Origin of the sequence: Xanthobacter cornucopiae (assembly GCF_043195065.2) — a bacterium.
Classification (GTDB): Bacteria; Pseudomonadota; Alphaproteobacteria; order Rhizobiales; family Xanthobacteraceae; genus Xanthobacter.
In genome coordinates, this window is sequence record NZ_CM195531.1 from 1,435,157 (window position 1) to 1,460,292 (window position 25,136).

The following is a 25,136-nucleotide window of genomic DNA, read 5'->3' on the forward strand; positions in this document are numbered from 1 at the left end:
CGCTCCAGCGATCCTGTCTGTCCCTGAGGATTGAGGACCGTGAGCGAGCATCCGCGCGATACGCCGCAATTCTACCTGACGGCGCCCTCCCCATGCCCCTACCTCCCCGACCGGGAGGAGCGGAAGGTGTTCACCCACCTGGTGGGAGAGCGGGCCGCCTCGCTCAATGACGTCCTCACCCAGGGCGGCTTCCGCCGCAGCCAGTCCATCGCCTACCGCCCGGCGTGCGAGGGCTGCCGGGCCTGCGTGTCGGTGCGAATCTGCGTCGACGACTTCCACGACAGCCGGAGCTTTCGCCGCGTGCGCGGCGCCAATGACGACGTGGTGGGCACGCTGCGGCCCGCCTCGCCCACCTCCGAGCAATACAGCCTGTTCCGCGCCTATGTCGCGGCCCGCCACGGCGACGGCGGCATGGCCGACATGAGCGTGCTCGATTACGCCATGATGGTGGAGGACACCCATGTTGAGACCCGGCTGGTGGAATACCGCAAGCGCACCCCCGATTCGCGTTTTCTCGGGCGCGGCACCGGCGACCTGATGGCGGTGGCGCTCACGGACATCCTCTCCGACGGGCTGTCCATGGTCTATTCCTTCTACAATCCGCTGGCGCCGCATCGCTCGCTGGGCACCTTCCTCATCCTCGACCATGTGGCCCGGGCCAAGAGCCTCGGCCTGCCCTACGTCTATCTCGGCTATTGGGTGCAGGGCTCGCACAAGATGGACTACAAGCGCCGCTACCTGCCCCAGGAGCGGCTTTCCTCCCACGGCTGGGAGCGGGTGGACGCGTGAGGCCTGCCACGGGGCGCGCGCCGGCCCGCCGGCGGATTGCGCCATGATCTCGTTTCTCAACGTCTTCGTCGCGGTTTATGCCGCGCTGTTTCCCATCGTCAACCCGCTGGGCGCGGCGCCGATCTTCCTCAATTTCGTGCGGCATTGCAGCCCTGCCACCCGCGAGCGCGTCGCCCGCAAGGTTGCCATCTACGGCTTCCTGCTGCTGTTCTTCTCCATGCTTATCGGCGCCAAGGTGCTGTTGTTCTTCGGCGTTACGCTGCCGGTGCTGCGGGTGGCCGGCGGGCTGGTGGTGGCCGCCGTGGGCTGGCGCCTGCTCAACCAGGACGACCCCCCGCCGGCCGAGCGCGCCGGCGGCGCCGCCGGCGACGACGCGGCGGCGCTGGAGCAGGCCTTCTATCCCCTCACCCTGCCGCTGACGGTGGGACCCGGCACCATCGCCACCGCCATCGCGCTTTCGACCGGGCCCGCCGCGGTGGTGGACCAGGATTTCGCGGTGCTGGCGATGCCATTCATGGAGGAAGTGGCGGGCGCGGTGGCCGGCCTCGCCGCCATCGCCCTTTCGGTCTATTTCGCCTTCCGCGAAGCCGCCGTCATCGAGCGGGTGATCGGCCGGACCGGCACCAGCGTCCTGGTGCGGCTGTTCGCCTTCATCCTCCTGGCGATCGGCCTCCAGATTATCTGGCTCGGCCTGCACGAGTTGATCGGCGAGCTGGCCGCGACACCGGCCTGACGGCAACCAGGTCCGCAGGGCGCCGGCCCCCGAACGCAGGGACGGGGGCGCAAAGGCCCCCGTCCTTAAGCCGGCCGCGCCGGAATTCGCGCCCATGCGACCCCGCCCGATCCCTCGCGGACCCGGCGGGGTCGGCCATTTCAGGCCAGGGCCTTCAGGGCCGCCTTGCCGGCATAGCGCGCGGTGTCGCCCAGTTCCTGCTCGATGCGCAGCAGCTGGTTGTACTTGGCGGTACGGTCCGAGCGGGCCAGCGAGCCGGTCTTGATCTGCCCGCAATTGGTGGCCACCGCGAGGTCGGCGATGGTGGAATCCTCGGTCTCGCCCGAGCGGTGGGACATCACGGCGCGATAGGCGTTGGTGTGGGCCAGTTCCACCGCGTCCAGGGTCTCGGTGAGCGAGCCGATCTGGTTCACCTTCACGAGAATGGCGTTGCCCACGCCCTGCTTGATGCCCCGCGACAGGCGCTCGACATTGGTGACGAACAGATCGTCGCCCACCAGCTGGCACTTGGCGCCGACCGTGTCGGTAAGCAGCTTCCAGCCGGCCCAGTCGTCCTCGGCCATGCCGTCCTCGATGGTGACGATGGGATAGTTCGCCACCAGCTCGGCCAGGTATTTCACCTGGGCCTCGATGTCGCGCACCTTGCCTTCGCCCTCGTAATGGTAGGCGCCGGCCTTGAAGAACTCGGTGGAGGCGCAGTCGAGGCCCAGATAGATATCCTCGCCCGGCTTGAAGCCCGCCTTTTCGATGGCCTTGAGCACGAAGTCGAGGGCGGCCTCGGCGGAAGCCAGGTTGGGGGCAAACCCGCCCTCGTCGCCCACATTGGTGTTGTGGCCGGCGTCCTTGAGGCCCTTCTTCAGGGTGTGGAACACTTCCGCGCCCCAGCGCAGGCCTTCCGCGAACGAGTCCGCGCCGGCGGGCAGGATCATGAATTCCTGGAAGTCGATGGGATTGTCGGCATGGGCGCCGCCGTTGATGATGTTCATCATCGGCACCGGCAGGGTGCGGGCGTTCACGCCGCCCACATAGCGGTAGAGCGGCAGGTTGTTGGCGAGCGCGCCGGCCTTGGCCACCGCCAGCGACACGCCCAGGATGGCGTTCGCGCCGAGCCGCGCCTTGTTGGGGGTGCCGTCGAGAGCGATCAGGGTGGCGTCGATCTTGGCCTGGTCCTCGACCTCGAAGCCACCGATGGCGTCGTAGATCTCGCCATTGACCGCATCCACTGCCTTGAGCACGCCCTTGCCCAGGTAGCGATCCGTGTCGCCGTCACGCAGTTCCACGGCCTCATGGGCGCCGGTGGAGGCCCCCGAGGGCACCGCGGCGCGGCCGATGGAGCCGTCCTCCAGCACCACATCCACTTCGACCGTCGGATTGCCGCGGCTGTCCAGAATTTCCCGGCCGATGATGTCGACGATGGCGGTCATGAACGGTCCTTCCCTCATCTCGTGCGTGCGCCGGCGCCGCGACCGGCGGCCCATCCGCCCGTCGCGCTGCGATCCGTCGCAAATCGATTCTGCCCTTGGCTTGTACGAAAATTTCGTACAAGCCAAGGGCGCGCCGCTTCTAGAGCATTTTCGGCCGTCTTTGTATCGCGAAAACGCTGGCGATCGTCGCCCGCGCCGCGGCGCCGGCCGGCGGGCTGCCGCAGCGGCCCGACGGGCCGGCGCCACGTCTGCACCGGCCGCCGCCCCAGGTACCATCCATCATGGATTGCGCAGGCCCGCCATTGCCCTTGTCGCGGGCCCCGGCGGCTTGTTATGTCGAGAGTGGCGAACCTAAGCCCGGGCGCTCGACAATGGGGGCAAGCCGTGACGCAGCAGGACGATTCCGGGACCGCAAACGCGAGCGAACAGCTCTATGCGGACGGCCACCCCTTCGACGAAGTGCACTACCTGGAGGCGAAGATCATCCTCCAGGGCCTGCGCTTCACCACGGTGCAGAGCTTCTTCGACTTTGCCAAGATCGTCGCCCGCGTCGCCAAGCGCGAGGGCGTGGACTTCGAGCCCCATTCCGCGCGCGGCGTGCGACCGCAGATCCGCGAGGTGCTGTTCCTCGATACGCAGGACTTCAAGCTCTACAACAACGCCTTCATCCTGCGCCGGCGCTTCACCTATGAGGACGGGTTTCCGGTGGGCGACCCCGAGATCGTCTTCAAGTTCCGCCACCCCGACCAGGCAACCGCCGCCGCGCTTGACGTGCGCCCGCAGATTCCCGGCAACTACCGCATCAAGTTCAAGGAAGAGACGCTGCCGCTGAAGAACCGGCTCGGCGGCGTGCGCTCCTTGTTTTCGCACAATGTCGAATTCCCCTACCGGCCGCGCGGGGTCGCCGACCCGACGGCGCCGGAAACCCTGGTGCGGGTCTTCCCCGCCCTTGCCCCCCTCCTGCAGGGCAGCGGCGAGCATGTGGAGCTGGTGAATCACACGGCGGTGGAAGAGGTGCTGCAGCAGCTCGGCACGCTCGACTTCGGCAAGGGCATGATCGCCCCGTGCAACGTTTCGGTCTGGCGCACCCGCGGCGAGCAATTCCAGCTGGTGGGCGAATTCGGATACCAGGTGCATTATGCCCGCCGCGCCGACCTGAGCGCCAAGGCCCTGCAGCGCTCCGACAGCTTTTTCCGCGCCCTGCAGGACGAGGCCAAGGACTGGATCCTGCTTGGCACCACCAAGACCGCCGCCGTCTACCGCCTCAAGGGCAACCCGCCACAGAGCCATGAGTGAGACCCCCGCCCCTGCGCCGGACGTGAGCCTGCGCGAGATCTTCATCGGCTTTCTCATCATCGGCGCCTCCAGCTTCGGCGGCGGCGTGGTGGCTTATCTGCGCACCGGCCTGGTGGGGCGGCGCAAGTGGATCGAGGACGAAGCCTTCGTGGAGCTCCTCTCCATCTGCCAGACCCTGCCCGGCCTCAATGCCTCCAACATGGCGATCCTGGTGGGCGACCGGCTGCGCGGCACCGCCGGGGCCGCCCTCGCGCTCGCCGGCATCTGCCTGCCCGGCGGCCTGATGATGGTGGCGGCGGCCATCGCCTATGCCGCCTCCCAGGGCACCCATGCCGGCATTGGCGCCGCCCTGCACGGCATTTCCGCAGCGGCGGTGGGGCTGGTGCTGGCCGTCACCTTCCAGCTCGGGCGCAAGATGCTCACGCGCTGGAGTGACTTCGTCTTCGTCGCCCTCACCGTGATCGGCGTGAACGTGCTGCACCTGTCGGTGCTGGTGGTGCTGCTGGGCGTGGGGGCCGCAGCCATCTTCTGGTACCGCCCCGGCCACCTGCCGGAGGAGGCGCCCAAGCCATGAGCCAGATTCCCGCCCTCATCGCCGTCTTCGCCTATCTCTCGCTGTTGACGGTGGGCGGCGGCATGGCCGCATTCCCGGAAATGAAGACGCTGGTGGTGGACAGCCACCACTGGATGACCTTTCCCCAGCTCATCCACCTCTACAGCGTGGGGCAGATGGCGCCCGGCCCGAACATGATGATGATCGCCGGCGTCGGCCAGTGGGTGGCGGGGCCGCTCGGCGCGCTGGCGGTGGTGCTGGCCTTCTTCCTGCCCACCGGCCTGCTGACGCTGGCGGTGGGCCGGCTGTGGAAGCGGCTCGACCACTGGCCCTGGCGCGCCTCCATCCAGCGCGGCCTGGCGCCGGTGTCCATCGGGCTGCTGCTGGCCGGCGCCATTTCCATCGCCAAGGGCACCGTCACCGGCTGGGAAAGTGCCGTGCTGACGGTGGCGGTGTTCGCCACCCTGGTGGCGACGCGCATGAACCCGCTGCCCCTCATCGCCGGCTCGGCGATGCTGGGCTTCTTCGTGTTCCGGTAGCCGCCGGCGGTTGGGGCCCCGGCCGTCCTGCTCTAAAAGGCGGCGATGGCGCGCGGCCCGCCGCGCCGCCCCCGCCAGGAGCCCGACCCATGACCGACCGTCCGCTACAGCTGGGCGCCCAGACCCAATGGCCCACCTCGCCAGAGGACGCGGTACTCGACCGCGTGCCGAACCCCCACGCCGACACGGACTACGTGGCCCGCTTCACCTGCCCCGAGTTCACATCCTTGTGTCCGGTCACCGGCCAACCCGACTTTGCCCATCTCGTCATCGATTATGTGCCCGACCAGCATCTGGTGGAGTCCAAGTCGCTGAAGCTCTATCTCGCCAGCTTTCGCAACCACGGGGCGTTCCATGAGGACTGCACCGTGGCCATCGGCAAGCGCCTGGTGGGGCTGCTGGCGCCGCGCTTCTTCCGTATCGCCGGCTATTGGTATCCGCGGGGCGGCATCCCCATCGATGTTTTCTGGCAGACGGGAACCTTGCCGGCCGGCGCGTGGTTACCGGACACGGGCGTCGCGTCGTATCGTGGACGCGGGTGAACGGCCCCGCGCCGGCGTGTGACGTCCATCGCCAGGTCGCGGCCACAGGGGCACGGCTCAAGGGAGGGATGGTTCATGCCGAAGCTCATCGTCACCAATGGCGACTCGGCCGTGGAGCGGTTGCGGGCGGCGCACATCGCCGGCCACCTGCTGCCGTGGCAGGACATGCTGCATGACGGCCCGGTGCCGGGTGGCGCCGTGCTCGACGACGTCTCCGACGCCCGGGCGAGCTTCCTGTCCTCCGCCCTCGGGCTGCCGCTCGACAGCGTACGCGCCGATTTCGCCCATCGCGACGCCCAGCTGGACGTCCACTCGGCCTATGGCGAGGTCGAGCTGTGGTTCGAGCACGATCTCTATGACCAGCTCCAGCTGATCCAGCTCCTGCATTATTTCTCCCACGAGCCGGAGCGCATGGGCCTCTACCTGGTCCAGGCGGACCATTATATCGGCGTCATGGATGGCGCGGAGGTGCAGGCGCTGGAGCACCGGCGGACGCCGGTCAGCGCCATTCAGATCGAGACCGCCCGGAAGGCATGGGACGCCTTCACGGCGCAGACGCCAACGGCCCTGGCCGCCTTCGCTGGAGTGCCCCATGACGCCCTGCCCTTTCTCACCCCCGCGCTGCGGCGGCTGCTGGCCGAGCTGCCCGCGCCCCGCAGCGGCCTGTCACTGACGGAACAGCGCATCCTCGAGCAGCTCGCCGACGGGCCGCGCAAGGTCGCCCATCTCTATGCCGCGGTGCACTCCATGGACGAAGCCCAGTTCCTGGCCGATCTGCCCTTCTTTCTGCGCCTTGATGGCCTCGCCTTCGCCCACGCGCCGCTGATCGCCGGCCTGCCCTTCCCCACCAACGAATGCGGGCCGCTGATCTTCTCGCCCGGCGACGGCAGCGTCGCCGAGCACAGCTATCGTGCCTATGCGGCGGCGGAAATCAGCCTGACCAAGGCCGGACACGCGGCGCTGAAGGGCAAGTTCGACCACGCCTGCGAGAACACGGTGGAGCGAGCCATCGGCGGTTTCCAGGTGATGCCGGGGGCCATGTGGCGCTACGACCGCGCCCGCCGCGAGCTGCTGGCGCCCAACTGAGCGGCCGCGGCAGGCCGTGAACCGCAGAGAGGTCCGCGGTCCCGGACCCGCATGCTGCCGCCCTTTTCGGATCCAGGCACTCGACGCGCCCTGGATCCGCCAGCCCAACGCCCCGCCAACCCACCACGCCGGTCGCCGTCCGTTCAGGGCGTGACCAGCTTCAGCCCGACAATGCCCGCCGCCACCAGGGCGATGCACACCAGCCGCAGGATGTCGGCCGATTCGGCGAAGAACAGAATGCCCACCACCGCCGTACCCACGGTGCCGATGCCCGCCCAAACCGCATAAGCGGTGCCGATGGGAATGCCGCGCAGGGCCAGCGACAGCAGCAGCAGGCTGACAGCAATGCCGGAGAGGGTGAAGACGCTCGGCCACAGCCGCGTGAAACCTTCGGAATATTTCATGCCGATGGCCCAGCCGATCTCAGTGAGGCCGGCCGCCAGCAGATACACCCATGCCATGGGGAAACACCTTGGGGAGGCGGGGTCGTCCCCGCCACGCGAAAGGAGAGGGCGCGGTCGTCCGCGCCCGGCGGGGACAGGGCGTCCCCGGGTCCTTCCTACCCCATCCGGCGCCAACGGCCAGATGGGGTCCTGCACAAATGTGCAGCACTATGCGTTCCGCGGCGCGTCGATCTCGAACACCAGGGTGGCGCCCGCCGCCGCCCGGGGCGGCACCACCACCACGCCGGCGATGGACTCCTCCACCATGCGCCGCGCCGCCAGCGCGCGCCGCAACTCCTCCGCGCCGCTGCTGGCGAACCGCACCGCCGCGATGCGCAGGCCCGGCCCCTTGGGCGCCGCCACGCCGTACCGTTCGGTAAACAGCGGCCGGCTCATCACGTCGATCTCGCCGCGCGGGGTGTGAGCGACATACCAATCGTCGCGCGCGCGCAGCACCGGCACATCCGTCAGCGTGTTCAGGAAGCGCTGGTGCTCCACCGGGGTATCGGCCACCAGCACCACGCCGTTCACGCCGGACACCATGTTGGCATGGCGCTGAAGGTCGGCGGACCAGAAATTTTCCGGGCGATGCTGGGTGCAGGTGAAGACGGACAGGTCCGGCGAGGCCGGGTCCTGGGCGTAGGCGAGGGAGAAGCTCACCTCCACCTCCTGGCCGTCCGGCCGGCGGGCCTTGCGGGCGAAGTCGAACACCTCATAGCCGCCGAAGCCGGCCAGGTCGAACACGCCCTTTTCGCCGACGGCACTGGTGCCTTCCAGCGCCAGCATGGAAAAGCCCTCGCCGCAGGTGGCGAGGAAGCCGGCGTTGAACGCGCCGAAGGAGAACTGCCCCGGCCCGGCGGCGGGAATCTTGGCCGGGTCGGTGATCTGCAACAGCTCGATGAAAAATCCGGGGGTCTGAACGATACGATTCTCGGTGCCCCACGGATGAGCGTTGCGGGGGCCGACGGTAAAGCCGAGCAGGTCGTAGGTCTCGCCTGCCGCATCGATGTCACGAACGAGGTGAACCACGTGATCGAGGCCGCGTCGCATGGCATCTCCTTTGTCTAGAGCAAATCCAGAACAGCTGTCATTCAGTCCTGCGCCCAAATTTGCAGTGCCACGAGGTTGGCTCCTGTTCGCCGAGCCCGTGCATGCTGAACAGGATCCAGAGAGGGTCCGACCCGGACGAAGAGGCAGCGGAAGGCCGGATCGGGAACGCGAGCAAGAGAGCATCGGGCGCCCTGCCCGAACTGGCGGTCAACGACCGCCGCATCCGCAGTGTGCGTACACGCGCAGCACCGGCCGCCACCCGACGGCTTAGAAGGAGAGACGCGCCTTAAGACCACACGCGCTGGGGTGCGCCTCCCTCGCTCGCGGGGGAGCTTAGCCGCTGAATGCCGGATTTGCGAAACAGAAATATGGCGGCGCGCCTGAAAGTTGGCGTCCAAACGCCCCATTCCGCCGGGGCACGCCACCTCGCGCGCGCCGCGACAGACGCCTGTTCAAGGCGTTATGGAGGTAACCGCCTCACACGAGGCGGCTCTGCTCCTTGGCCGCGCCGACGAAGGACGCGATCAGCGGATGCGGATCGAACGGCCGCGACTTCAACTCCGGGTGGAACTGGACACCCACGAACCAGGGGTGATTCTGGTGTTCCACGATTTCCGGCAGCAGCCCATCTGGCGACATGCCCGAGAATCTGAGGCCGTGCTGCTCCAGCCGCTCGCGATAGGCGGTGTTCACCTCGTAGCGGTGGCGGTGGCGCTCGAAAATGTCGCGCTTACCATAGATGGACTCGACGCGGCTGCCCGGCTCCAGGCACGCCTCATAGGCGCCGAGCCGCATGGTGCCGCCAAGATCTCCGGCCTCGGTGCGGCGCAGCAGCTCGTTGCCCTTCAGCCATTCCGTGAGCAGGCCGACCACGGGCTCGACGGTCGGGCCGAACTCGGTGGAATTGGCCTTGTCGATGCCGGCCAGGTTTCGCGCCGCCTCGATGACTGCCATCTGCATGCCGAAGCAGATGCCAAGATAGGGCACCTGCCGCTCGCGGGCGAAGCGCGCCGCGCGAATCTTGCCCTCCGCCCCGCGCTGGCCAAAGCCGCCGGGCACGAGGATGCCGTGCACATGCTCCAGGAACGGGGTCGGGTCCTCGCGCTCGAAGGTCTCGCTCTCGATCCAGTCGAGATTGACCTTGACCCGATGGGCGATGCCGCCATGGGCCAGGGCCTCGATCAGCGACTTGTAGGCGTCCTTGAGGCCCGTGTACTTGCCGACGATGGCGATGGTGACCTCGCCCTCGGGGTTGCGCACGCGGTTCTCGATGTCGGTCCATCGCTTCAGGTTTGGCGCCGGCGCCGGCTCGATGTTGAACGCCGCCAGCACCTCCTTGTCGAGGCCCTCCGCATGGTAGGCGGACGGCACGGCATAGATGTTGTCCACATCGCGGGCCTCGATCACCGCGCTTTCCCGCACGTTGCAGAACAGCGACAGCTTGCGCCGCTCCTCGCGCGGGATCTCCCGGTCGGTGCGACACAAGAGGATGTCCGGCTGGATGCCGATGGAGCGCAGCTCCTTCACCGAATGCTGGGTGGGCTTGGTCTTCACCTCGCCGGCCGAAGGGATGTAGGGCAGCAAGGTCAGGTGAATGAAGATGGCGTGGCCGCGCGGCAGCTCGTTCTTCAGTTGGCGGGTGGCCTCGAAGAAGGGCAGGCCCTCGATATCGCCCACCGTGCCGCCGATCTCCACCAGCACGAAGTCGAAGCCCTCGTTGCCCTCGAGCACGAAGTCCTTGATCGCGTTGGTAACGTGGGGAATCACCTGGATCGTGGCGCCGAGATAGTCGCCCCGGCGCTCCTTCGTCAGGATGTCCTGGTAGATGCGGCCCGTGGTGATGTTGTCCTGGCGGGTCGCCGGATGGCCGGTGAAGCGCTCGTAATGGCCGAGGTCGAGGTCGGTCTCCGCGCCGTCGTCGGTCACGAACACCTCACCGTGCTGGTAGGGGCTCATGGTGCCGGGATCGACGTTCAGGTAGGGGTCGAGCTTGCGCAGGCGAACCGTGTATCCGCGCGCCTGCAGCAGCGCGCCGAGGGCGGCGGAGGCGAGGCCCTTGCCCAGGGAAGACACGACGCCGCCGGTGATGAAGATATAGCGCGCCATGGTCGCGACCTCGTGCAAACGCGATTCGGCGAGGGCGAAGCCGCAGCCGGCCTCGCCTCGCCTGTGGAAAAGGACCGGCGCCGCGGACCGACCGCGGCGACACACTCACTGGGACTGCGGAACCTGCGGGCCCGAGGGCGCCGCCGGAGCGGGCGTGGCCGGAGCCCCGCCCTGCGGGCGAATCTGATCGAGAATGCTGCCGCCGCTCTGCGGCACCGCCGGCCCGCCCTGCCCCTGCCCCGCCGGAGCGAGGATGGAGCGCGGCGACCGGCCCCAGCCCGCCTGGATGGTAAGGGCGAGGGAGGTGATGAAGAACAGCACCGCGAGGATGGCGGTGGCGCGGGTCAACACGTTGGCCGAGCCGCGCGCGGTGAAGAAGCCACCGCCGCCGCCACCGCCGCCGCCAATGCCGAGCCCGCCCCCTTCGGAGCGCTGGATCAGCACCACGCCAATGAGCGCGAGCACCACCAACAGGTGAATGACGATCAGAACCGTTTGCATGGAATCCATCATGTTCGCGCCACGGCCGGAGGACCGGGCACGCCAGTTGCCGCGTCATCTACACGAACAATCGACGGGAGGGAAGGCGGTCTTGCGCCCTCCCATGCGGTGGACGCCGGCCTGGGCCGCCGCCGCCGGGAAAGGCGTTGTGCCGGCTGGCTACTCCAGCGCAAGCATCACCGCCGAGGCCGCCGCGATCAGCCACACCGCCCCGCCGATCTCGCGCCAGCGGCCGGCAATCAGCTTCACCCCCACATAGGCCAGGAAGCCCAGGCCGATTCCGGTGGCGATGGAGAAAGTGAAGACGATGCCCAGCGCCGTCACCGCCGCCGGCAGGGATTCGGTCGGCTCGTCCCACGCCAGGTCGCGCAGGGCGCCAAGCATGGAGCAGGCGACATAGAGCAGCGCCGGCGCCGTGGCGAAGGCGGGCACCGCCAGGGCCAACGGCGAGAACAGCAGGCACAGCAGGAACAGCGCAGCGACGGTAACGGCGACGAGGCCGGTGCGGCCGCCGGCGGCGATCCCCGACGCGCTTTCGATATAGGACACGGTGGGAGAAGTGCCGAGCAGGCTGCCGGCGATGGCGCTGCCGGAATCGGCCAGCAGCACCTGGCGCAGGCGCGGCACCGAGCCGTCGGCCCGCATCAGCCCCGCGCGATGCAGGGTGGCGATCAGCGTTCCCATGTTGTCCAGCAGGTCGACCAGGAAGAAGGCGAGCACCACGGCGACGAGCCCGCCCCGCAGCGCCCCGAGGACATCGAGCTGAAACAAGGTCGGCAGCAGCGAGGGCGGCGGCGCCACCACCCCGCCAAAACTGACGAGGCCCAGCGGCACCCCGGCCAGGGTCGCCGCCGCGATGCCGATGAGGATGGCCCCCGGCACCCGGCGCGCCGCCAGCCCCGCCATCAGCAGGAAGCCAAGGCAGGCAAGCAGGGTGGACGCCGCGCCGAGCGGCCCGAGCGCCACCAGGGTGGCCGGCTTGGCCACCACCACGCCCATGCCATGGAGACCGAGCAGGCCCAGGAACAGGCCGATTCCGGCGCCGATGCCGAGCTTGAGCGACAGTGGAATGGAATTCACCAGCCACACCCGGAACCGCAGCAGGCTCACGGCCAGGAACAGCAGGCCGGACAGGAACACGGCGCCCAGCGCCACCGGCCAGGGCACCCCCATGGCGCCGACCACGGTGAAGGCGAAATAGGCATTGATGCCCATGCCCGGAGCCAGCGCGATGGGATAGTTGGCGATCAGCCCCATGGCGAGGCTGCCGAGTGCCGCGGCGAGGCAGGTGGCGACGAAGGCGGCTCCCTGGTCGATGCCCGCCGCCGCCAGAATCTGCGGATTCACCACGATGATGTAGCTCATGGTGAGGAAGGTGGTGACGCCCGCCGCCAGTTCCGTAGGCACCCGGGCGCCATGCGCCTTAAGCCCGAAGGCGCGTTCGAGCGCCCGGCCCAGGGCCGTGCCGGCAACGGTATCGGCATCCTTCGTCATGCTCACCCCCAACGGTAACCCGGGAAGCCGGCCAGTGGCGCCGGCCGGGCTCCCGAAATCATGGGTGCGACGCACAAACCTTGCGTGCGCAGGGCGTTCCGGCCGCTCTACCCATGTTCAACCCCTGCTGCCTATGGTAGCGTGACTTTAAGTCAGACCGCTTCTGTCTGGCCCCGCCCGTCAGCAATCCTGCCGACATGAGGTCGGCACCGATTCACGAACCTGCGTGCACATGACGTGCCCCGCGGGTCCCGCCTCCCAGGAGGGGCATATGGTGACGAGTGCCGTCAATCCATTAAGCGCGCTGTCGTCGGCTCCGGCCAGTCCCGACGCCGCTCTTGTGACCGCGACCTCCGGCGCCGCCGAGGTGGCCGCGGCGGTCGCTGATCCCCTGAAGGTGGACGCGAGTTCCACCTGGCGGCGCGGATCCAGCCTGGCGACAGACGCCTGGATCGCCAGCGCGGAGATCCAGGGCACGCCGGCCGCCTCCAAGCCCGAGGTCCTCGCCGAATACAATGCCGCTCGCGAGGCCTATCAGAAAACGTCCCTGGCCTTGACCAGCGTGCTGCGCAGCCACAACCCCACCGAGGTCTTCGCCAAGGTGGACGCGCTCCTGAGCCAGCTCGGCGCCGACATCGAGCGGCTCGACCGGGGCACGCTGGCGATGATCAAGGCCACCTGAGGCGCTGCCGGCCGCCGTTGGCGCCGCTTCACCGGTTGTTCCGGTGAGTTTTGGCGGGCCCCAGCGGCGGACGGCACCGGGCACGGAGGTCGTGACTGGCGCGCGCGACGATCTGCCTGACTCGTCGGTTGCGGCCGCGGAAGTGACCGATGGAAGCGCTGAGAGCTGCCGGCCAGGGTTGGAGGATGCATCGTCTCCGCCCTCCCCGGCTGCGGAACTGCGCGCCCCCATCTGCGCTCCCCTATCTGCGCGATCGAGGCGTGGCGCTGGTGAGCCGATGGCCACCGGCGTTGACGGCCGGCGGCCCCGCCGGCCTCCCACGGCATCCTGCGACAAGGCGCGTCGCCCCCCGGGCGACACCTGCGGCCCCTTCAGCCTTGACGATGGTGACTGGCGCGCGCCCGCCTGTGCCCTCCTCCAATCGTTGATCGACGCGTCCGCCATGCGTGTCGCTGCCGATAGCATTCGCTTCGTGACCATCGATTCCTGCCGCCACGACACGCCGGCCGCAGCCGACGCCCCCGCCATGAAATCGGCTTCCGCCCTGTAGAAGGCGCAGGCGCCCGCCCGTTTCACCTACGCTTCGCATCTGGCCTTGTTTGCCGGCTTCACCCCGGGCGCGGCGGAACTGGAAACGGCCGCCCTCAACCCGAAGTTCACCCGGCTGTTCGGGCTGGTGCGGGCCGACGTCGCCGACTGGGGACGCGTCGGCCTCTCGGTTTCGGGAAACGATATCGTTCACGGCTTCCGCAATGCGAGCCAAGCCACGGTGGGGACGACCGCCATGGGCTGGTTCAACCCAAATCCCCCAGCGTCGAGGAAGCTCATCGACGGCTTCGAGCAGTTCCTGTCCGTCAGCAGGAAAGGGGTGGGCGCGCAGTTCGCCTACATCGAGAAGGCCATCGCCCGGGACAGGGAGTGGAATCCGCTCGTGTTTCCGAACGGAGGCGAAACCCACGTTCTCCATTATGCTATCGGCCCCGGTCTTCGACCGGTACCAAGTGGGTCCGCTCAGGCGCCGCGCGGGCTCGCCCTGGGATCAGGCGGACACCCCCTGCCTCCCGTTCCAGACCGTGGACCGGGCGGAGGCCTGCCGCAACCGCCAACGCCTGTGCCGCGCGTATGTGGACCGCCAGATCGCGCCGCTGCTGGCGTTGTTCGCGGACACCACGATCATCGTGTGCGGCGACCACGGGGATTGCTGGGGGCGAGGACGGGCTGTGGGCGCGCGGCATCTCCCATGCGGCATCTCCCATAATGATGGTGACCGAACCGCTGCCCCTGCGCCACCGCGGGCGCTCGGTGGAAGGAGGTGGTGTGACGGACGCCCGGCGCGTCAGTCCATCTTTTCGTCCGGGTAGACGCCGAACAATTGCGCCTGCGGCACGTAGCCGTCGAACCCCTCGCCGGACAGGCGGCAGAACTTGCCGTCGCACTTCTTCACGGTGCCGAGCACACCCGGTTCGAGGCGCGCCACCACCTTGGCGTCGGCGTTCGGCTCCGCCCGCAGCAGGACCGTCTCGTTCTTGAGCCAGGGCGCCACCAGCGCCGTGCGCCGCAGCGACAGCATGGAATGATAGACCCAGCCCTCGGCGCCATCGGCATCGCGGATGCGGCGCCAGGTTTCGAACTCGGCCGTCACCTCCACCGGCAGGCCGGCGCGGGAAAACACCCAGGCCACGTCCTGGTCCTTGTTGGGGCCGTTGCGCACGTTCACCTTGTCCGCCTTCAGCGAGACGAAGCGCGGCACCGGCAGGCCGGAGGTGCCGTCCTCGGCGGCGCCCGCCGTCCCGGCCGAACCCAGCGTCACCACCAGGGCCAGGGCCAGCGCCGGCAGGGTCCGCATGAGATCTTTTCGGGGAAGGGCTCGCGCCATCGACAGCATCGGCTGGTCCTTTCGCACTCGGGTTTTCGGGGAAGAGGCAGTGCGCCCGCGCCCGGATGTCGTCAAGCGTGTGCGGCGCGGGACGCCTTGTGTTTCCCCGCCTGTCTGATAGACGGAACGAGAACGGTTAAGAAATGGGGAATGGGAAGTGCCCATCGTGCGCCGCAAACCGCTGGTCGTCGTCACGCGCAAATTGCCCGAATCGGTCGAGACGCGCATGCGCGAGCTTTTCGACGCCCGCCTGAACGTGGACGACACGCCCATGGATCAGGCGGCCCTCACCGAGGCGGTGCGAACCGCCGACGTGCTGGTGCCCACCGTCACGGACCGGATCGATTCCGCCCTGCTCTCGCAGGCGGGTGAGAATCTGCGCCTCATCGCCTCCTTCTCGAACGGCGTCGACCACATCGACGTCGCGAGCGCGCTCAACCGGGGCATCACCGTCACCAATACCCCCGGCGTCCTCACCGAGGACACCGCCGACATGACCATGGCGCTGATCCTGGCGGTGCCGCGCCGCCTCGCCGAAGGCGCGCAGGTGATGATTTCGGACAAGGACGAATGGTCCGGCTGGTCGCCCACCTGGATGCTCGGCCGGCGCATCTGGGGCAAGCGCCTCGGCATCATCGGCATGGGCCGCATCGGCCAGGCGGTGGCGCGCCGCGCCAAGGCCTTCGGCCTGCAGATCCACTATCACAACCGCCACCGGCTGCCTTCCGGCGTGGAAGAGATGCTGGACGCCACCTATTGGGACAGCCTCGACCAGATGCTGGCCCGCATGGACATCGTCTCGGTCAACTGCCCGCACACGCCGGCCACCTATCACCTGCTTTCGGCCCGCCGCCTCAAGCTGCTGAAGCCGGACGCCTATGTGGTGAACACCGCGCGCGGCGAGATCATCGACGAGAACGCCCTCACCCGCCTGCTGGAAGCCGGCGAGCTCGGCGGCGCCGGCCTCGACGTGTTCGAGCAGGAGCCGGCGGTGAACCCCAAGCTGGTGCGCCTCGCGCGGCAGGGCAAGGTGGTGCTGCTGCCGCACCTGGGCTCGGCGACCCTCGAAGGGCGCATCGACATGGGCGAGAAGGTCATCGTGAACATCAAGACCTTCATGGACGGCCACCGCCCGCCGGACCGCGTGCTGCCCGCCATGCTGTGAGGCGCGGCCCGAGCCGTGATCGATCGGACAGCCGGGCTTGCCCGGCTGTTTTCATGTGAGGGGACGCATGTTTCCTGTGGCGCGACCATGGCCGCGCGCAAGCCGGTGGAGCCCGGCGGCGGCCAAGCCGCTTTTCTTGCCCCGCCTGGCGGCGTACTATCCCCGCTTGATCCGGTGCTTGACTTCTCCCAGCGACACCGCGAAACCGCCGATGGACCCGATGCCGCTGCCGAGGCCATTTTCCGCGCGTTCGAACCGGCCCGCCCTGTCCAGGCCGGCGGGCGGTTGCGCTGGCCCGCGCCGATGGCGACCGACGCGCTGAAATCCATCTTCGCCGTCGCTTGACCGCGCCCGCCGGCGCGCGCTTTAACCACCGGACCTTGAGCCGACATCGGGCCGGAGCCGGCAGCTCGCCGCCAATGGGACGGCGACGGCCGCCAGGAGCCGCCAGGAGCCACCATGACCGCCGTTACGCTGATCGATAATTACGACAGCTTCACCTACAACCTCGTGCATTACCTGGGCGAGCTCGGCGCCAGCGTCACCGTGCACCGCAACGACGCCGTCTCCATCGCCGAGGTGCTGGCGCAGAAGCCGGATGCGATCGTGCTCTCCCCCGGCCCCTGCACGCCCTCCGAGGCCGGCATCTGCTGCGATCTCATCGCCGAGGCCGGAGCCCAGGTGCCCATCTTCGGCGTGTGCCTGGGCCACCAGGCCATCGGCCAGGTGTTCGGCGGCGATGTGGTGCGCGCGCCGACCCCCATGCATGGCAAGCTGTCCGAAATCCTGCATGAGGGCCGAAGCGTGTTCCGCGGCCTCAACCATTCGTTCCAGGCGACCCGCTACCACTCCCTGATCGTACGGCGCGAGACCCTGCCCGACGCGCTGGAAGTGACCGCCCACACCGCCGACGGCCTCATCATGGGCCTGGCGCACAAGACCCGGCCAATCCACGGCGTGCAGTTCCACCCCGAGAGCATCGCCTCCGAGAACGGCCATGCGCTGCTGCGCAATTTCCTGGAGATTGCGACCGCCTTCAACGCGGCCAGAGGCTGAGGACAAAAGATGACCGACGAGTTCAAGCCGCTGCTTGGCAAGGTCGCCACCGGCGCCAGCCTGTCCCGCGACGAGGCCGCCATCGCGTTCGACAAGATGATGTCGGGCGAGGCCACCCCCGCGCAGATGGGCGCCCTGCTGATGGGCCTGCGGGTGCGGGGGGAGACCGTGGACGAGATCGCCGGCGCGGTCTCGGTGATGCGGGCCAAGATGCTACCGGTGGTGGCACCCGCCGGGGCCGTGGACGTGGTGGGCACCGGCGGCGATGCCTCCGGCTCCTACAACATCTCCACCTGCGCCTCCTTCATCGTCGCCGGGGCCGGAGTGCCGGTGGCCAAGCACGGCAACCGGGCGCTGTCCTCCAAGTCCGGCGCCGCCGACGTGCTGGCCGCGCTCGGCGTCCGCATCGACCTGTCGCCGGCCGGCATCTCCCGCTGCGTGGCGGAGACCGGCATCGGCTTCATGTTCGCGCCCGCCCATCATCCGGCCATGAAGCACGTGGGGCCGGCCCGGGTGGAACTGGGCACCCGCACCATCTTCAATCTCATCGGCCCGCTCTCCAATCCGGCCGGCGTGACGCGGCAGATGGTGGGCGTGTTCGCCAAGTCCTGGATCGTGCCGCTGGCCGAGGTACTGAAGGCGCTCGGCTCCGAGCGGGCGTTCGTGGTGCACGGCTCCGACGGGCTCGACGAGATCACCATTTCCGGTGCCACCGACATCGCGGTGCTGGAGGACGGCCGCATCCACACCTTCCAGGTGACGCCGGAGGATGTGGGTCTCGCCCGCGCCCCGGCGGAAGCCCTGAAGGGGGGCGACGCGAAGGAGAATGCCGCCGCGCTCACCGCCGTGCTCGACGGCGCGCGCAACGCCTACCGCGACGTTTCGGTGTTCAATGCCGCCGCCGCGCTGGTGGTGGCGGGCCGCGCCAAGGATCTACGCCAGGGCGTCGAGCTGGCCACAGCGAGCCTTGACAGCGGCGCCGCCCGAAGCCGGCTGGCGCATCTGGTGACGGTTTCGGCGGCGCTGGCGGAGGCAGCCTGATGAGCAACATCCTCACTCGCATCGAGGCCTATAAGCGCGAGGAAATCGCGGCCGCCAAGCGGGCCCATCCGCTGGCGGAGATCGAGGCCGCCGCCAGGGCCGCGCCGCGCGTGCGCCCGTTCGCCGCCGCGCTGGCCCGTGCCATCGCCGACGGCCAGACCGCGCTGATCGCCGAGATCAAGAAGGCGAGCCCGTCCAAGGGCCTGATCCGGCCGGACTTTGACCCCCCGGCGCTCGCCCGCGCCTATCAGCGGGGCGGAGCCACCTGCCTCTCCATCCTCACCGACACGCCCTCCTTCCAGGGCGCGCCGGACTACCTGAAGGCGGCGCGGGCGGCGGTGAGCCTGCCGGTGCTGCGCAAGGACTTCATGTACGACACCTACCAGGTGGCGGAAGCCCGCGCCTGGGGGGCCGACTGCATCCTCATCATCATGGCCGGCGTCGACGATGCCCTCGCCGGGGACCTCGCGGCGGCGGCCGACGCCCATGGCATGGATGCCATATTCGAGGTTCACGATGACGCCGAGCTGGACCGCGCCCTGGCGCTGCCGAGCCGCCTCATCGGCATCAACAACCGCGACCTGCGCACCTTCGAGACCTCCCTTAGCACCTGCGAGCGGCTGGCACCGCGGGTGCCGGCGGACCGGCTGGTGATCGGCGAGAGCGGCATCTTCACCGCGCAGGAGGTGGGGCGGCTGGCGCAGGCGGGCATCCGCAGCATCCTGGTGGGCGAGAGCCTGATGCGCCAGGAGGATGTCGCAAGCGCAACATCATCACTCCTTGCGTCGTAGGCTTGCCCTATACGTCACTTTCCGCCTTAATGGATAGACCCGGCCCGCGAAGAGGCCGGGCCATATGGGAGGATCGTGATGAAATGGGCCTTTGTCGCCGCCTGTCTGGGTCTTGCCGGCCTGGTGTCGAGCCCAGCCTCGGCGGCCGATCCCACCGGCCTGTGGCAGACGCCGACGCGCGGCGGCCAGGTGGAGATCTCCCGGTGCGGCGCGGCCTTGTGCGGACGTCTCGTCTCGTCCGAAGGGTTGGCGGCCGATCCGGCGCTGAAGGATGTCAACAACCAGAATGCCGCCCAGCGCGGCCGCCCGCTCAAGGGACTGACCATCCTCACCGGCTTCGCCGGCGGCCCTCAGGAATGGACCGGCGGCACCATCTACAACGCCGAGGACGGCAAGACCTACTCGGGCACCCTCACGCTGGACGGCAACGATACCCTGAAGCTGAAGGGCTGCATCCTCGCGCCGCTCTGCAAGACCCAGAGCTGGACCCGCCTGCGCTGAGCCCCAAGCTCTTCCCGGATCGACAACGGGGGGCGCGGGCGCGCCCCCTGGCTGCGACCCGACGGTGGTGGACAGCTTCGCCCCCGGACGCCATCTTGCGGCGGTCCGCATCGATTCCGAAGGCGTAGTCCCTGCCATGGCGAGCCTGACCCATCTCGACGACCAGGGCGCCGCGCGCATGGTGGACGTCTCGTCAAAGGCGGTAACCGCCCGCGAGGCGGTGGCCGAGGGCCGCATCGCCATGGCGCCCGCCACCCTCCAGATGGTGCTCTCCGGCAACGCCAGGAAGGGCGATGTCCTGGGCGTCGCGCGCATCGCCGGCATCATGGCGTCAAAGCGCGCTCATGAGCTGATTCCCCTCTGCCACCCGCTGATGCTGTCGAAAGTCGAGGTGGAGATCGATGCCGCCCCCGACCTGCCGGGCCTGGTGGTGACGGCGCGGGTGAAGACCTCCGGCCAGACCGGCGTGGAGATGGAAGCGCTCACCGCCGTCTCGGTGGCCTGCCTTACCCTCTACGACATGGCCAAGGCGGTGGATCGCGGCATGCGGATCGAGGGCATTCGCCTCATCGAGAAATCCGGCGGGCGCAGCGGCGCGTGGCGGGCGGAGGACTGAGCCAACGCGCCGGCCAGACAGCAATAAGAAGGAACCGCGCCATGGCGCTGATGACCGTTGAGGAAGCCCAGAGCCGTGTAACCCAGTCGGCGACCCTGCTCGGCGTGGAAGAGGTTCCGGTGGAGGCCGCGGCCGGCCGGGTGCTCGCGGCCGATCTCATCGCCCGGCGGTCCCAGCCCCCCGCCGACATGTCGGCCATGGACGGCTACGCGGTGCGCGGCGCCGACATCGCCGACACCCCTGCGCGCCTTACCGTCATCGGCGAATCTGCCGCCGGCCGCCCGTTCGGCGGGACGGTGGGGAAGGGCGAGGCGGTGCGCATCTTCACCGGCGCGGTGGTGCCCGAGGGGGCAGACACCGTCGTGATCCAGGAAAATACCACCCGGGACGGCGAGCGGCTGACCACCACGGCGCCCACGGCGGCCCTGCGCAATGTGCGCAAACTCGGCTGCGATTTTCTCGCAAGCACGCCGGGCCTTTACGCCGGACGCCGGCTGACCAGCCGCGACATCATGCTGGCAGCGGCCATGGATCATGCCCTCCTGCCTGTGGCGCGTCGCCCGCGCGTCGCCCTCATCCAGACGGGCGATGAACTGGTGCTGCCCGGGCGCGGCTCCGGCGCGCCTGGGGAGATCGTCGTCTCCAACGCCTTCGGCCTTGCCGCGCTGGCGACGCGCGCCGGCGCGGAGGTGACCGATCTTGGTCTCGTGGGCGACGATCTCGCAGACATCCGCGCCATCGTGGCGCGGGCGCTGAGCGGCGCCTTCGATCTGGTGGTGACTTCCGGCGGGGCCTCGGTGGGCGACCACGACCTGATGGCCCCGGCGCTGCGGGCCGAGGGCGTCGATCTCTACGTGCACAAGATCGCGCTGCGTCCCGGCAAGCCGCTGATGTATGGCAGCCGCGGCGCGGTGCGATGCCTGGGCCTGCCCGGCAATCCCGTGTCCTCGCACGTGTGCGCGCTGGTCTTCCTGGACCCCCTGGTGCGCGCGCTTCAGGGTGACGCAGCGGCGGGCCTGCGCACCGCGCCGGCGCGGCTGGCGGTGGCGGTGCCCGCCAACGACCAGCGCCGCGACTTCATGCGCGCGCGCGCGGAACAGGCCCCCGACGGGTCGGTCCGGGTGACGCCCTTCCCGTCTCAGGACAGCGCCATGCTAAGCGTGCTCGCCGCCGCGGACTGCCTGCTGGTGCGCCCCCCCTTCGCCCCCGCCGCCGCGCCCGGCGACCCGTGCGAGATCATCCCCTTTCACGATTAGCACAAAGGCCGGCTTCGGCCTTTTTGGAGCAAGGTTAAGCCGATCTTCACCCTTGCGGAACACAAAAGGAACAGATACAACCTGTTCTTGATTTGTTTCTTTTCGCAACGCCACCGCACACCCTCCATCCTCCCTGCAGGACGGTACGGTTGAACCAGTGCACGGTGGCTGCGCAACGGGGGGTGAGATGCTGACGCGCAAGCAATACGACCTGCTTCGCTTCATCCATGAACGGCTGAAGGAAACCGGCGTTCCACCCTCGTTCGACGAGATGAAGGAGGCGCTCGACCTGCGCTCCAAATCGGGCATCCATCGACTGATCACCGCCCTGGAGGAGCGCGGGTTCATCCGCCGCCTGCCGAACCGGGCGCGGGCGCTGGAGGTGGTGCGCCTGCCGGACAGCGTGGCTCCCGGCCTCGCGACGCCGCGCGGTACCACGCGCGGCTTTTCCCCCTCGGTGATCGAGGGGAGCCTCGGCAAGGTGCGGCCCGTGGCCGAGGACGAGGAAGACAGCGGGCAGAGCGTCGCGGTGCCGGTGATGGGGCGAATTGCCGCCGGCACGCCCATTTCCGCCATCCAGACCCGCAACGCGACCTTGAATATCCCACCGGAAATGCTCGGCTCAGGCGAGCATTTCGCGCTGGAGGTGCGCGGCGACAGCATGATCGAGGCCGGCATCCTGGATGGCGACACGGTGTTGATTCGCAAGTGCGACAGCGCCGAGACCGGCGACATCGTGGTGGCCCTTGTGGATGACGAGGAGGCCACCTTGAAGCGCCTGCGCAAGAAGGGCGCGTCCATAGCCCTGGAAGCGGCGAATCCGGCCTATGAGACGCGCATCTTCGGTCCGGATCGCGTGCGCATCCAGGGCCGGCTGATCGGTCTCATGCGGCGCTACTGAACGCCCGGGGGCCAGCGCCGGCCTGAACGCAAGCGCACCGGAAGCATCGCGGCCGGCTCAGACGGAGCCCGATGCACCTTTGAGGGGCGGCAGGTGGCGGCATCGAAGCACCCGGGAGATCGGCGCACCCAGGCAAATGCGCCAGGTGGCGGACACCGGTTCGACCCGCCGGAATGAAAAAGACGCGGACACCAGCCGGCGGTCGGCCGGCGCGGTTATGGATGTGCCCCTCTCGATGCACGGCGCGGCAGCCCTGCCCGCTCCCGACGGAACCGTGGTCCGCCGGAAAGGGCGCGGCCTTGGTTACTCCGCGGTGGCGTCGTCGGTCTCGGGCGGCGCGGAATCGGTGGCCATGGCCGGCTCCTCGGGCGGCGAGGGAAGTGGCGGCATCCAGGGCCGGTCGATCCCCGGGTCCCTCGCCGGACGGGCCTGCAAGGCGCCGTCGATCAGGAAGAACGCCAAGGTTCCCGAGCGTTGCAGTTCCGCCGGGGTTACGACCCGCGCCGGGCACCCCCGGGGGGGCACCTCGCGGGTGACGACGATGCGGGCATTCAGGCAGTCCGCCGCCAACCCCTCGGCCCGGTACGAAACGGCGAGGGCGCCGCCGCCCGGAAGCGGGGCGACGCAGCCCAGCCGATCGCAAACGAAGCCCCGCGCCATGTCGTCCCCGCCCGCCGCGCGGCGGTCGCCCTCACGCGTCAGCCACTGCTCGACCAGCACCCGCTGGCCGCGCGCTCCCACGACGGACAACCGCCCGTCGGCGCCGCGCACCGCCACCGTGGCGGCATTCGGCGCCACCAGCACGGCGGGGCGCGGCGGCGCGCCGGAGACCAGGATCGCCGCCAGCAGCGCCGGCAGCGCCAGCAGGCTCGGCACGCCGCGCAGCAGGCAAAGGACCAGAAGCGCCACCGTGAACCAGAGCAGGGCGGCGGCGTTCACGGTGTCGAGCCGGGCATCGGCCCCCGGCAGGGCCGCGACCTGGTCGGACACCGCCAGCATGATTTCGATGCCCAGCCCCATCACCGGCCAGGCCAAGGCGTCCCATCCGAACGGCATCAGCAGCACGCCGATGAGCCCAAACGGCATCACCAGAAAAGTGACGGCGGGCATCGCCGCCAGATTGGCCAGGACGCCGTAGGGCGCGATGCGCTGAAAGTGAAAGGCGCCATAGGGACCGCTGGCCGTGCCGGCCACCAGCGCCGTCAGCACGCTGCCGACGACGAACACCAGCGGCATCAGCGCCAGGCGGGCGGCCACCCCGTCCGGCCGGGGCATCGCCTGCAACGGACGCAGCCGCTCGTAGGCCGCCACCAGGGCCAGGGTGGCCGCGAACGACATCTGTGGACCGGGATCGAGCGCCGCCTCGGGGGTGAGGCCCAGCACCACGACCGCCGCCACCGCCACGGTACGCAAGGTGAGGGCGCGCCGCCCCGCGAGAACGCCGACCAGCACCAGCCCCGTCATCACGAACGAGCGCTGCGCCGGCACGTCATTGCCGGACAAGACGAGGTAGCCGGCGCTCCCGGCCAGCGCCAGCAGCGCCGCCAGGGCCTTGATCGGCCAGCGAAGGGCCAGCGTCGGTACCAGGGCCAGCCCCCCGCGCGCCAGGGCGAACAGGGTGCCGGCCACCAGCGCCATGTGCAGGCCGGAGATGGACAGCACATGCGTCAGTCCCGACACCCGCATGCCCTCCTCCACCGCCGGGGCGATGGCGGAGCGGTCACCGGCCACCAGGGCGACGGCGATCGCCGCAGGCGTGCCCTGCAGCACGGCGCGGATGCGGCCGGCAAGCCCCGCGCGCGCCGCGTCCACCGCCATCGCCACCCGCACCGAGAGGGGAGGCGGGCCGGCGGCCGGCGAGAGCCGTGGGCGGCCGAGCCCGAATCCGACCGCGTCGATGCCCTGGAACCACGGCGCCCGCCCGAAGTCGTGGGAGCCCGGCATCGCCGGACCGAGCGGCGGCAGAAGGCGCGCCGTCTGGGTCAGATGCGCGCCCACCGGCGGCGCAGTGCCCCGCTTGAGGGAAAGCCGCACCAGGCGCGGCTGCCCCTCAAGGCCGGACACCGGCCCCGGATCGAGCCGCAGCAGGATGCGATCGCTCGTCGCGCGCCGCTCCAGCCGCTCCACATGGCCGGAGAGCTTCACCGGAAACGCTGGCGGCGCCGCGACCGCCTCATGCATCACCCACGCGGTGCGCACGCAGCCGGCGGAGAACCCCGCCGCAAACGCGCAAAGGCCGGCCAGGACGCCGGCCAGCACCGCCCGCCGCCGCGCCGCCACGGAGGCCGCCGCCAGCGCCGCCGTGAGGCCGAGCGCCGCCGCCAAAGACGGCTCATGGCGGGCGCCGAAATAGGCGAGAATTCCGGCGGCGAAGGCCACGGGCAACCACAGCGCCAGCCGCCCGGACGCGCTCTCGGCCAGGAGGTCCGCGCCGATCCGGGCCGCCAGGGCGCGCCACAGGGGATCGAACCGCGCCACCGCCGGACGCGCCCCCGCGACGACCGCGACGGCCCGCGCGGGCGGGCGGCCTCCGCCACTCCCCTCGCCCCTGCCCCGCCCCGGCTCCATCGGCATCCCGCCCCGTCGCGCCCGTATTTCTTGTGCGGTGCGCCTATGCTACACGGGCGCCTCGCGCGCGCCACGGCAGACTTTCCGCGGTGCCGGCGGTGCGCCTCGCCTGTTCCCGCGCCCTCCG

General features: G+C 69.6%; 25 protein-coding genes. 17 read left to right on the forward strand and 8 right to left on the reverse strand.

The features are described from left to right. The first annotated feature begins 39 nt into the window (after positions 1-39). The gene (locus tag V5F53_RS06465; RefSeq protein WP_393996778.1) at positions 40-789 is read left to right on the forward strand and encodes an arginyltransferase; all 750 of its coding nucleotides are present in this window, start codon (positions 40-42) and stop codon (positions 787-789) included. Positions 790-832: 43 nt separating this feature from the next. Beyond that, positions 833-1,522 (forward strand): MarC family protein, encoded by a 690-nt coding sequence (locus V5F53_RS06470; RefSeq protein WP_393996777.1) that lies wholly within the window; start codon positions 833-835, stop codon positions 1,520-1,522. Between the two features lie 140 nt (positions 1,523-1,662). Here the strand turns inward: V5F53_RS06470 and eno are convergent, their stop codons facing one another. Next, positions 1,663-2,946, reverse strand: coding sequence for a phosphopyruvate hydratase (gene eno / locus V5F53_RS06475; RefSeq protein WP_393996776.1), 1,284 nt, complete (start codon positions 2,944-2,946; stop codon positions 1,663-1,665). A gap of 384 nt (positions 2,947-3,330) precedes the next feature. On the opposite strand from eno, the gene V5F53_RS06480 reads away from it, so the two are divergent. The 5 genes from V5F53_RS06480 (at position 3,331) to V5F53_RS06500 (ending at position 6,962) form a co-directional block, all read left to right on the forward strand. Next, positions 3,331-4,242, forward strand: a complete 912-nt coding sequence (locus V5F53_RS06480; protein WP_393996775.1) for a hypothetical protein — start codon at positions 3,331-3,333, stop codon at positions 4,240-4,242. Beyond that, positions 4,235-4,816, forward strand: a complete 582-nt coding sequence (locus tag V5F53_RS06485) for a chromate transporter (RefSeq protein ID WP_393996774.1) — start codon at positions 4,235-4,237, stop codon at positions 4,814-4,816. Before V5F53_RS06480 ends, V5F53_RS06485 begins: the two co-directional genes overlap by 8 nt. Further along, a complete protein-coding gene (locus tag V5F53_RS06490; protein WP_393996773.1) occupies positions 4,813-5,334 on the forward strand; it encodes a chromate transporter in 522 nt (173 codons plus the stop codon). The genes V5F53_RS06485 and V5F53_RS06490 overlap by 4 nt, the downstream gene beginning before the upstream one ends. An 89-nt stretch (positions 5,335-5,423) precedes the next feature. Then, entirely contained in the window at positions 5,424-5,876 is a 453-nt protein-coding gene (queF, locus tag V5F53_RS06495) for a preQ(1) synthase (RefSeq protein WP_393996772.1), read from the forward strand. 75 nt (positions 5,877-5,951) lie between these two features. After that, entirely contained in the window at positions 5,952-6,962 is a 1,011-nt protein-coding gene (locus tag V5F53_RS06500; protein ID WP_393996771.1) for a hypothetical protein, read from the forward strand. Positions 6,963-7,105: 143 nt separating this feature from the next. Here V5F53_RS06500 and V5F53_RS06505 read toward each other — a convergent pair whose 3' ends face one another. From V5F53_RS06505 to V5F53_RS06525, 5 genes are all read right to left on the reverse strand, one after another. Further along, a complete protein-coding gene (locus tag V5F53_RS06505; protein WP_393996770.1) occupies positions 7,106-7,423 on the reverse strand; it encodes a DMT family transporter in 318 nt (105 codons plus the stop codon). A gap of 150 nt (positions 7,424-7,573) precedes the next feature. Continuing rightward, positions 7,574-8,455, reverse strand: coding sequence for a VOC family protein (locus V5F53_RS06510; protein WP_393996769.1), 882 nt, complete (start codon positions 8,453-8,455; stop codon positions 7,574-7,576). A 477-nt stretch (positions 8,456-8,932) separates the two neighbouring features. Further along, the gene (gene pyrG, locus V5F53_RS06515) at positions 8,933-10,561 is read right to left on the reverse strand and encodes a CTP synthase (protein ID WP_393996768.1); all 1,629 of its coding nucleotides are present in this window, start codon (positions 10,559-10,561) and stop codon (positions 8,933-8,935) included. A gap of 105 nt (positions 10,562-10,666) precedes the next feature. Next, positions 10,667-11,062, reverse strand: coding sequence for a preprotein translocase subunit SecG (secG, locus tag V5F53_RS06520; protein ID WP_393996767.1), 396 nt, complete (start codon positions 11,060-11,062; stop codon positions 10,667-10,669). Between the two features lie 159 nt (positions 11,063-11,221). Then, on the reverse strand, positions 11,222-12,556 hold the full coding sequence (locus tag V5F53_RS06525; protein ID WP_393996766.1) for an NCS2 family permease: 1,335 nt from the start codon (positions 12,554-12,556) through the stop codon (positions 11,222-11,224). A gap of 271 nt (positions 12,557-12,827) precedes the next feature. Between V5F53_RS06525 and V5F53_RS06530 the strand changes: the two genes are divergently transcribed. Continuing rightward, positions 12,828-13,238: a hypothetical protein gene (locus V5F53_RS06530; RefSeq protein ID WP_393996765.1), complete on the forward strand. Its 411-nt coding sequence runs from the start codon at positions 12,828-12,830 to the stop codon at positions 13,236-13,238. Positions 13,239-14,574: 1,336 nt separating this feature from the next. Here the strand turns inward: V5F53_RS06530 and V5F53_RS06535 are convergent. Beyond that, complete coding sequence (locus V5F53_RS06535) at positions 14,575-15,084, reverse strand: SH3 domain-containing protein (protein WP_393996764.1); 510 nt, start codon at positions 15,082-15,084, stop codon at positions 14,575-14,577. A 256-nt stretch (positions 15,085-15,340) separates the two neighbouring features. Between V5F53_RS06535 and V5F53_RS06540 the strand changes: the two genes are divergently transcribed. The 9 genes from V5F53_RS06540 to lexA all read left to right on the forward strand — a co-directional run bounded on the left by V5F53_RS06540 (position 15,341) and on the right by lexA (position 22,441). Further along, positions 15,341-16,279, forward strand: a complete 939-nt coding sequence (locus tag V5F53_RS06540) for an NAD(P)-dependent oxidoreductase (protein WP_509212978.1) — start codon at positions 15,341-15,343, stop codon at positions 16,277-16,279. An 87-nt stretch (positions 16,280-16,366) separates the two neighbouring features. Beyond that, the gene (locus V5F53_RS06545) at positions 16,367-16,624 is read left to right on the forward strand and encodes a hypothetical protein (protein WP_393996763.1); all 258 of its coding nucleotides are present in this window, start codon (positions 16,367-16,369) and stop codon (positions 16,622-16,624) included. A 114-nt stretch (positions 16,625-16,738) separates the two neighbouring features. Continuing rightward, complete coding sequence (locus V5F53_RS06550) at positions 16,739-17,335, forward strand: anthranilate synthase component II (RefSeq protein ID WP_393996762.1); 597 nt, start codon at positions 16,739-16,741, stop codon at positions 17,333-17,335. A 9-nt stretch (positions 17,336-17,344) separates the two neighbouring features. After that, complete coding sequence (gene trpD / locus V5F53_RS06555) at positions 17,345-18,376, forward strand: anthranilate phosphoribosyltransferase (RefSeq protein ID WP_393996761.1); 1,032 nt, start codon at positions 17,345-17,347, stop codon at positions 18,374-18,376. Further along, positions 18,376-19,167 (forward strand): indole-3-glycerol phosphate synthase TrpC, encoded by a 792-nt coding sequence (gene trpC / locus V5F53_RS06560; RefSeq protein WP_393996760.1) that lies wholly within the window; start codon positions 18,376-18,378, stop codon positions 19,165-19,167. The genes trpD and trpC overlap by 1 nt, the downstream gene beginning before the upstream one ends. A 78-nt stretch (positions 19,168-19,245) precedes the next feature. Beyond that, complete coding sequence (locus V5F53_RS06565) at positions 19,246-19,668, forward strand: DUF2147 domain-containing protein (RefSeq protein WP_393996759.1); 423 nt, start codon at positions 19,246-19,248, stop codon at positions 19,666-19,668. Positions 19,669-19,804: 136 nt separating this feature from the next. Next, positions 19,805-20,284 (forward strand): cyclic pyranopterin monophosphate synthase MoaC, encoded by a 480-nt coding sequence (gene moaC / locus V5F53_RS06570; RefSeq protein WP_393996758.1) that lies wholly within the window; start codon positions 19,805-19,807, stop codon positions 20,282-20,284. Between the two features lie 41 nt (positions 20,285-20,325). Beyond that, positions 20,326-21,540 carry a molybdopterin molybdotransferase MoeA gene (locus V5F53_RS06575; RefSeq protein WP_393996757.1) on the forward strand — a complete coding sequence of 405 codons (1,215 nt, stop codon included), beginning with the start codon at positions 20,326-20,328 and terminating at the stop codon, positions 21,538-21,540. A gap of 187 nt (positions 21,541-21,727) precedes the next feature. After that, positions 21,728-22,441, forward strand: a complete 714-nt coding sequence (gene lexA, locus V5F53_RS06580; RefSeq protein ID WP_393996756.1) for a transcriptional repressor LexA — start codon at positions 21,728-21,730, stop codon at positions 22,439-22,441. 303 nt (positions 22,442-22,744) lie between these two features. Here lexA and V5F53_RS06585 read toward each other — a convergent pair whose 3' ends face one another. After that, positions 22,745-24,919, reverse strand: coding sequence for a ComEC/Rec2 family competence protein (locus V5F53_RS06585; protein ID WP_393996755.1), 2,175 nt, complete (start codon positions 24,917-24,919; stop codon positions 22,745-22,747). Positions 24,920-25,136: the final 217 nt, after the last annotated feature.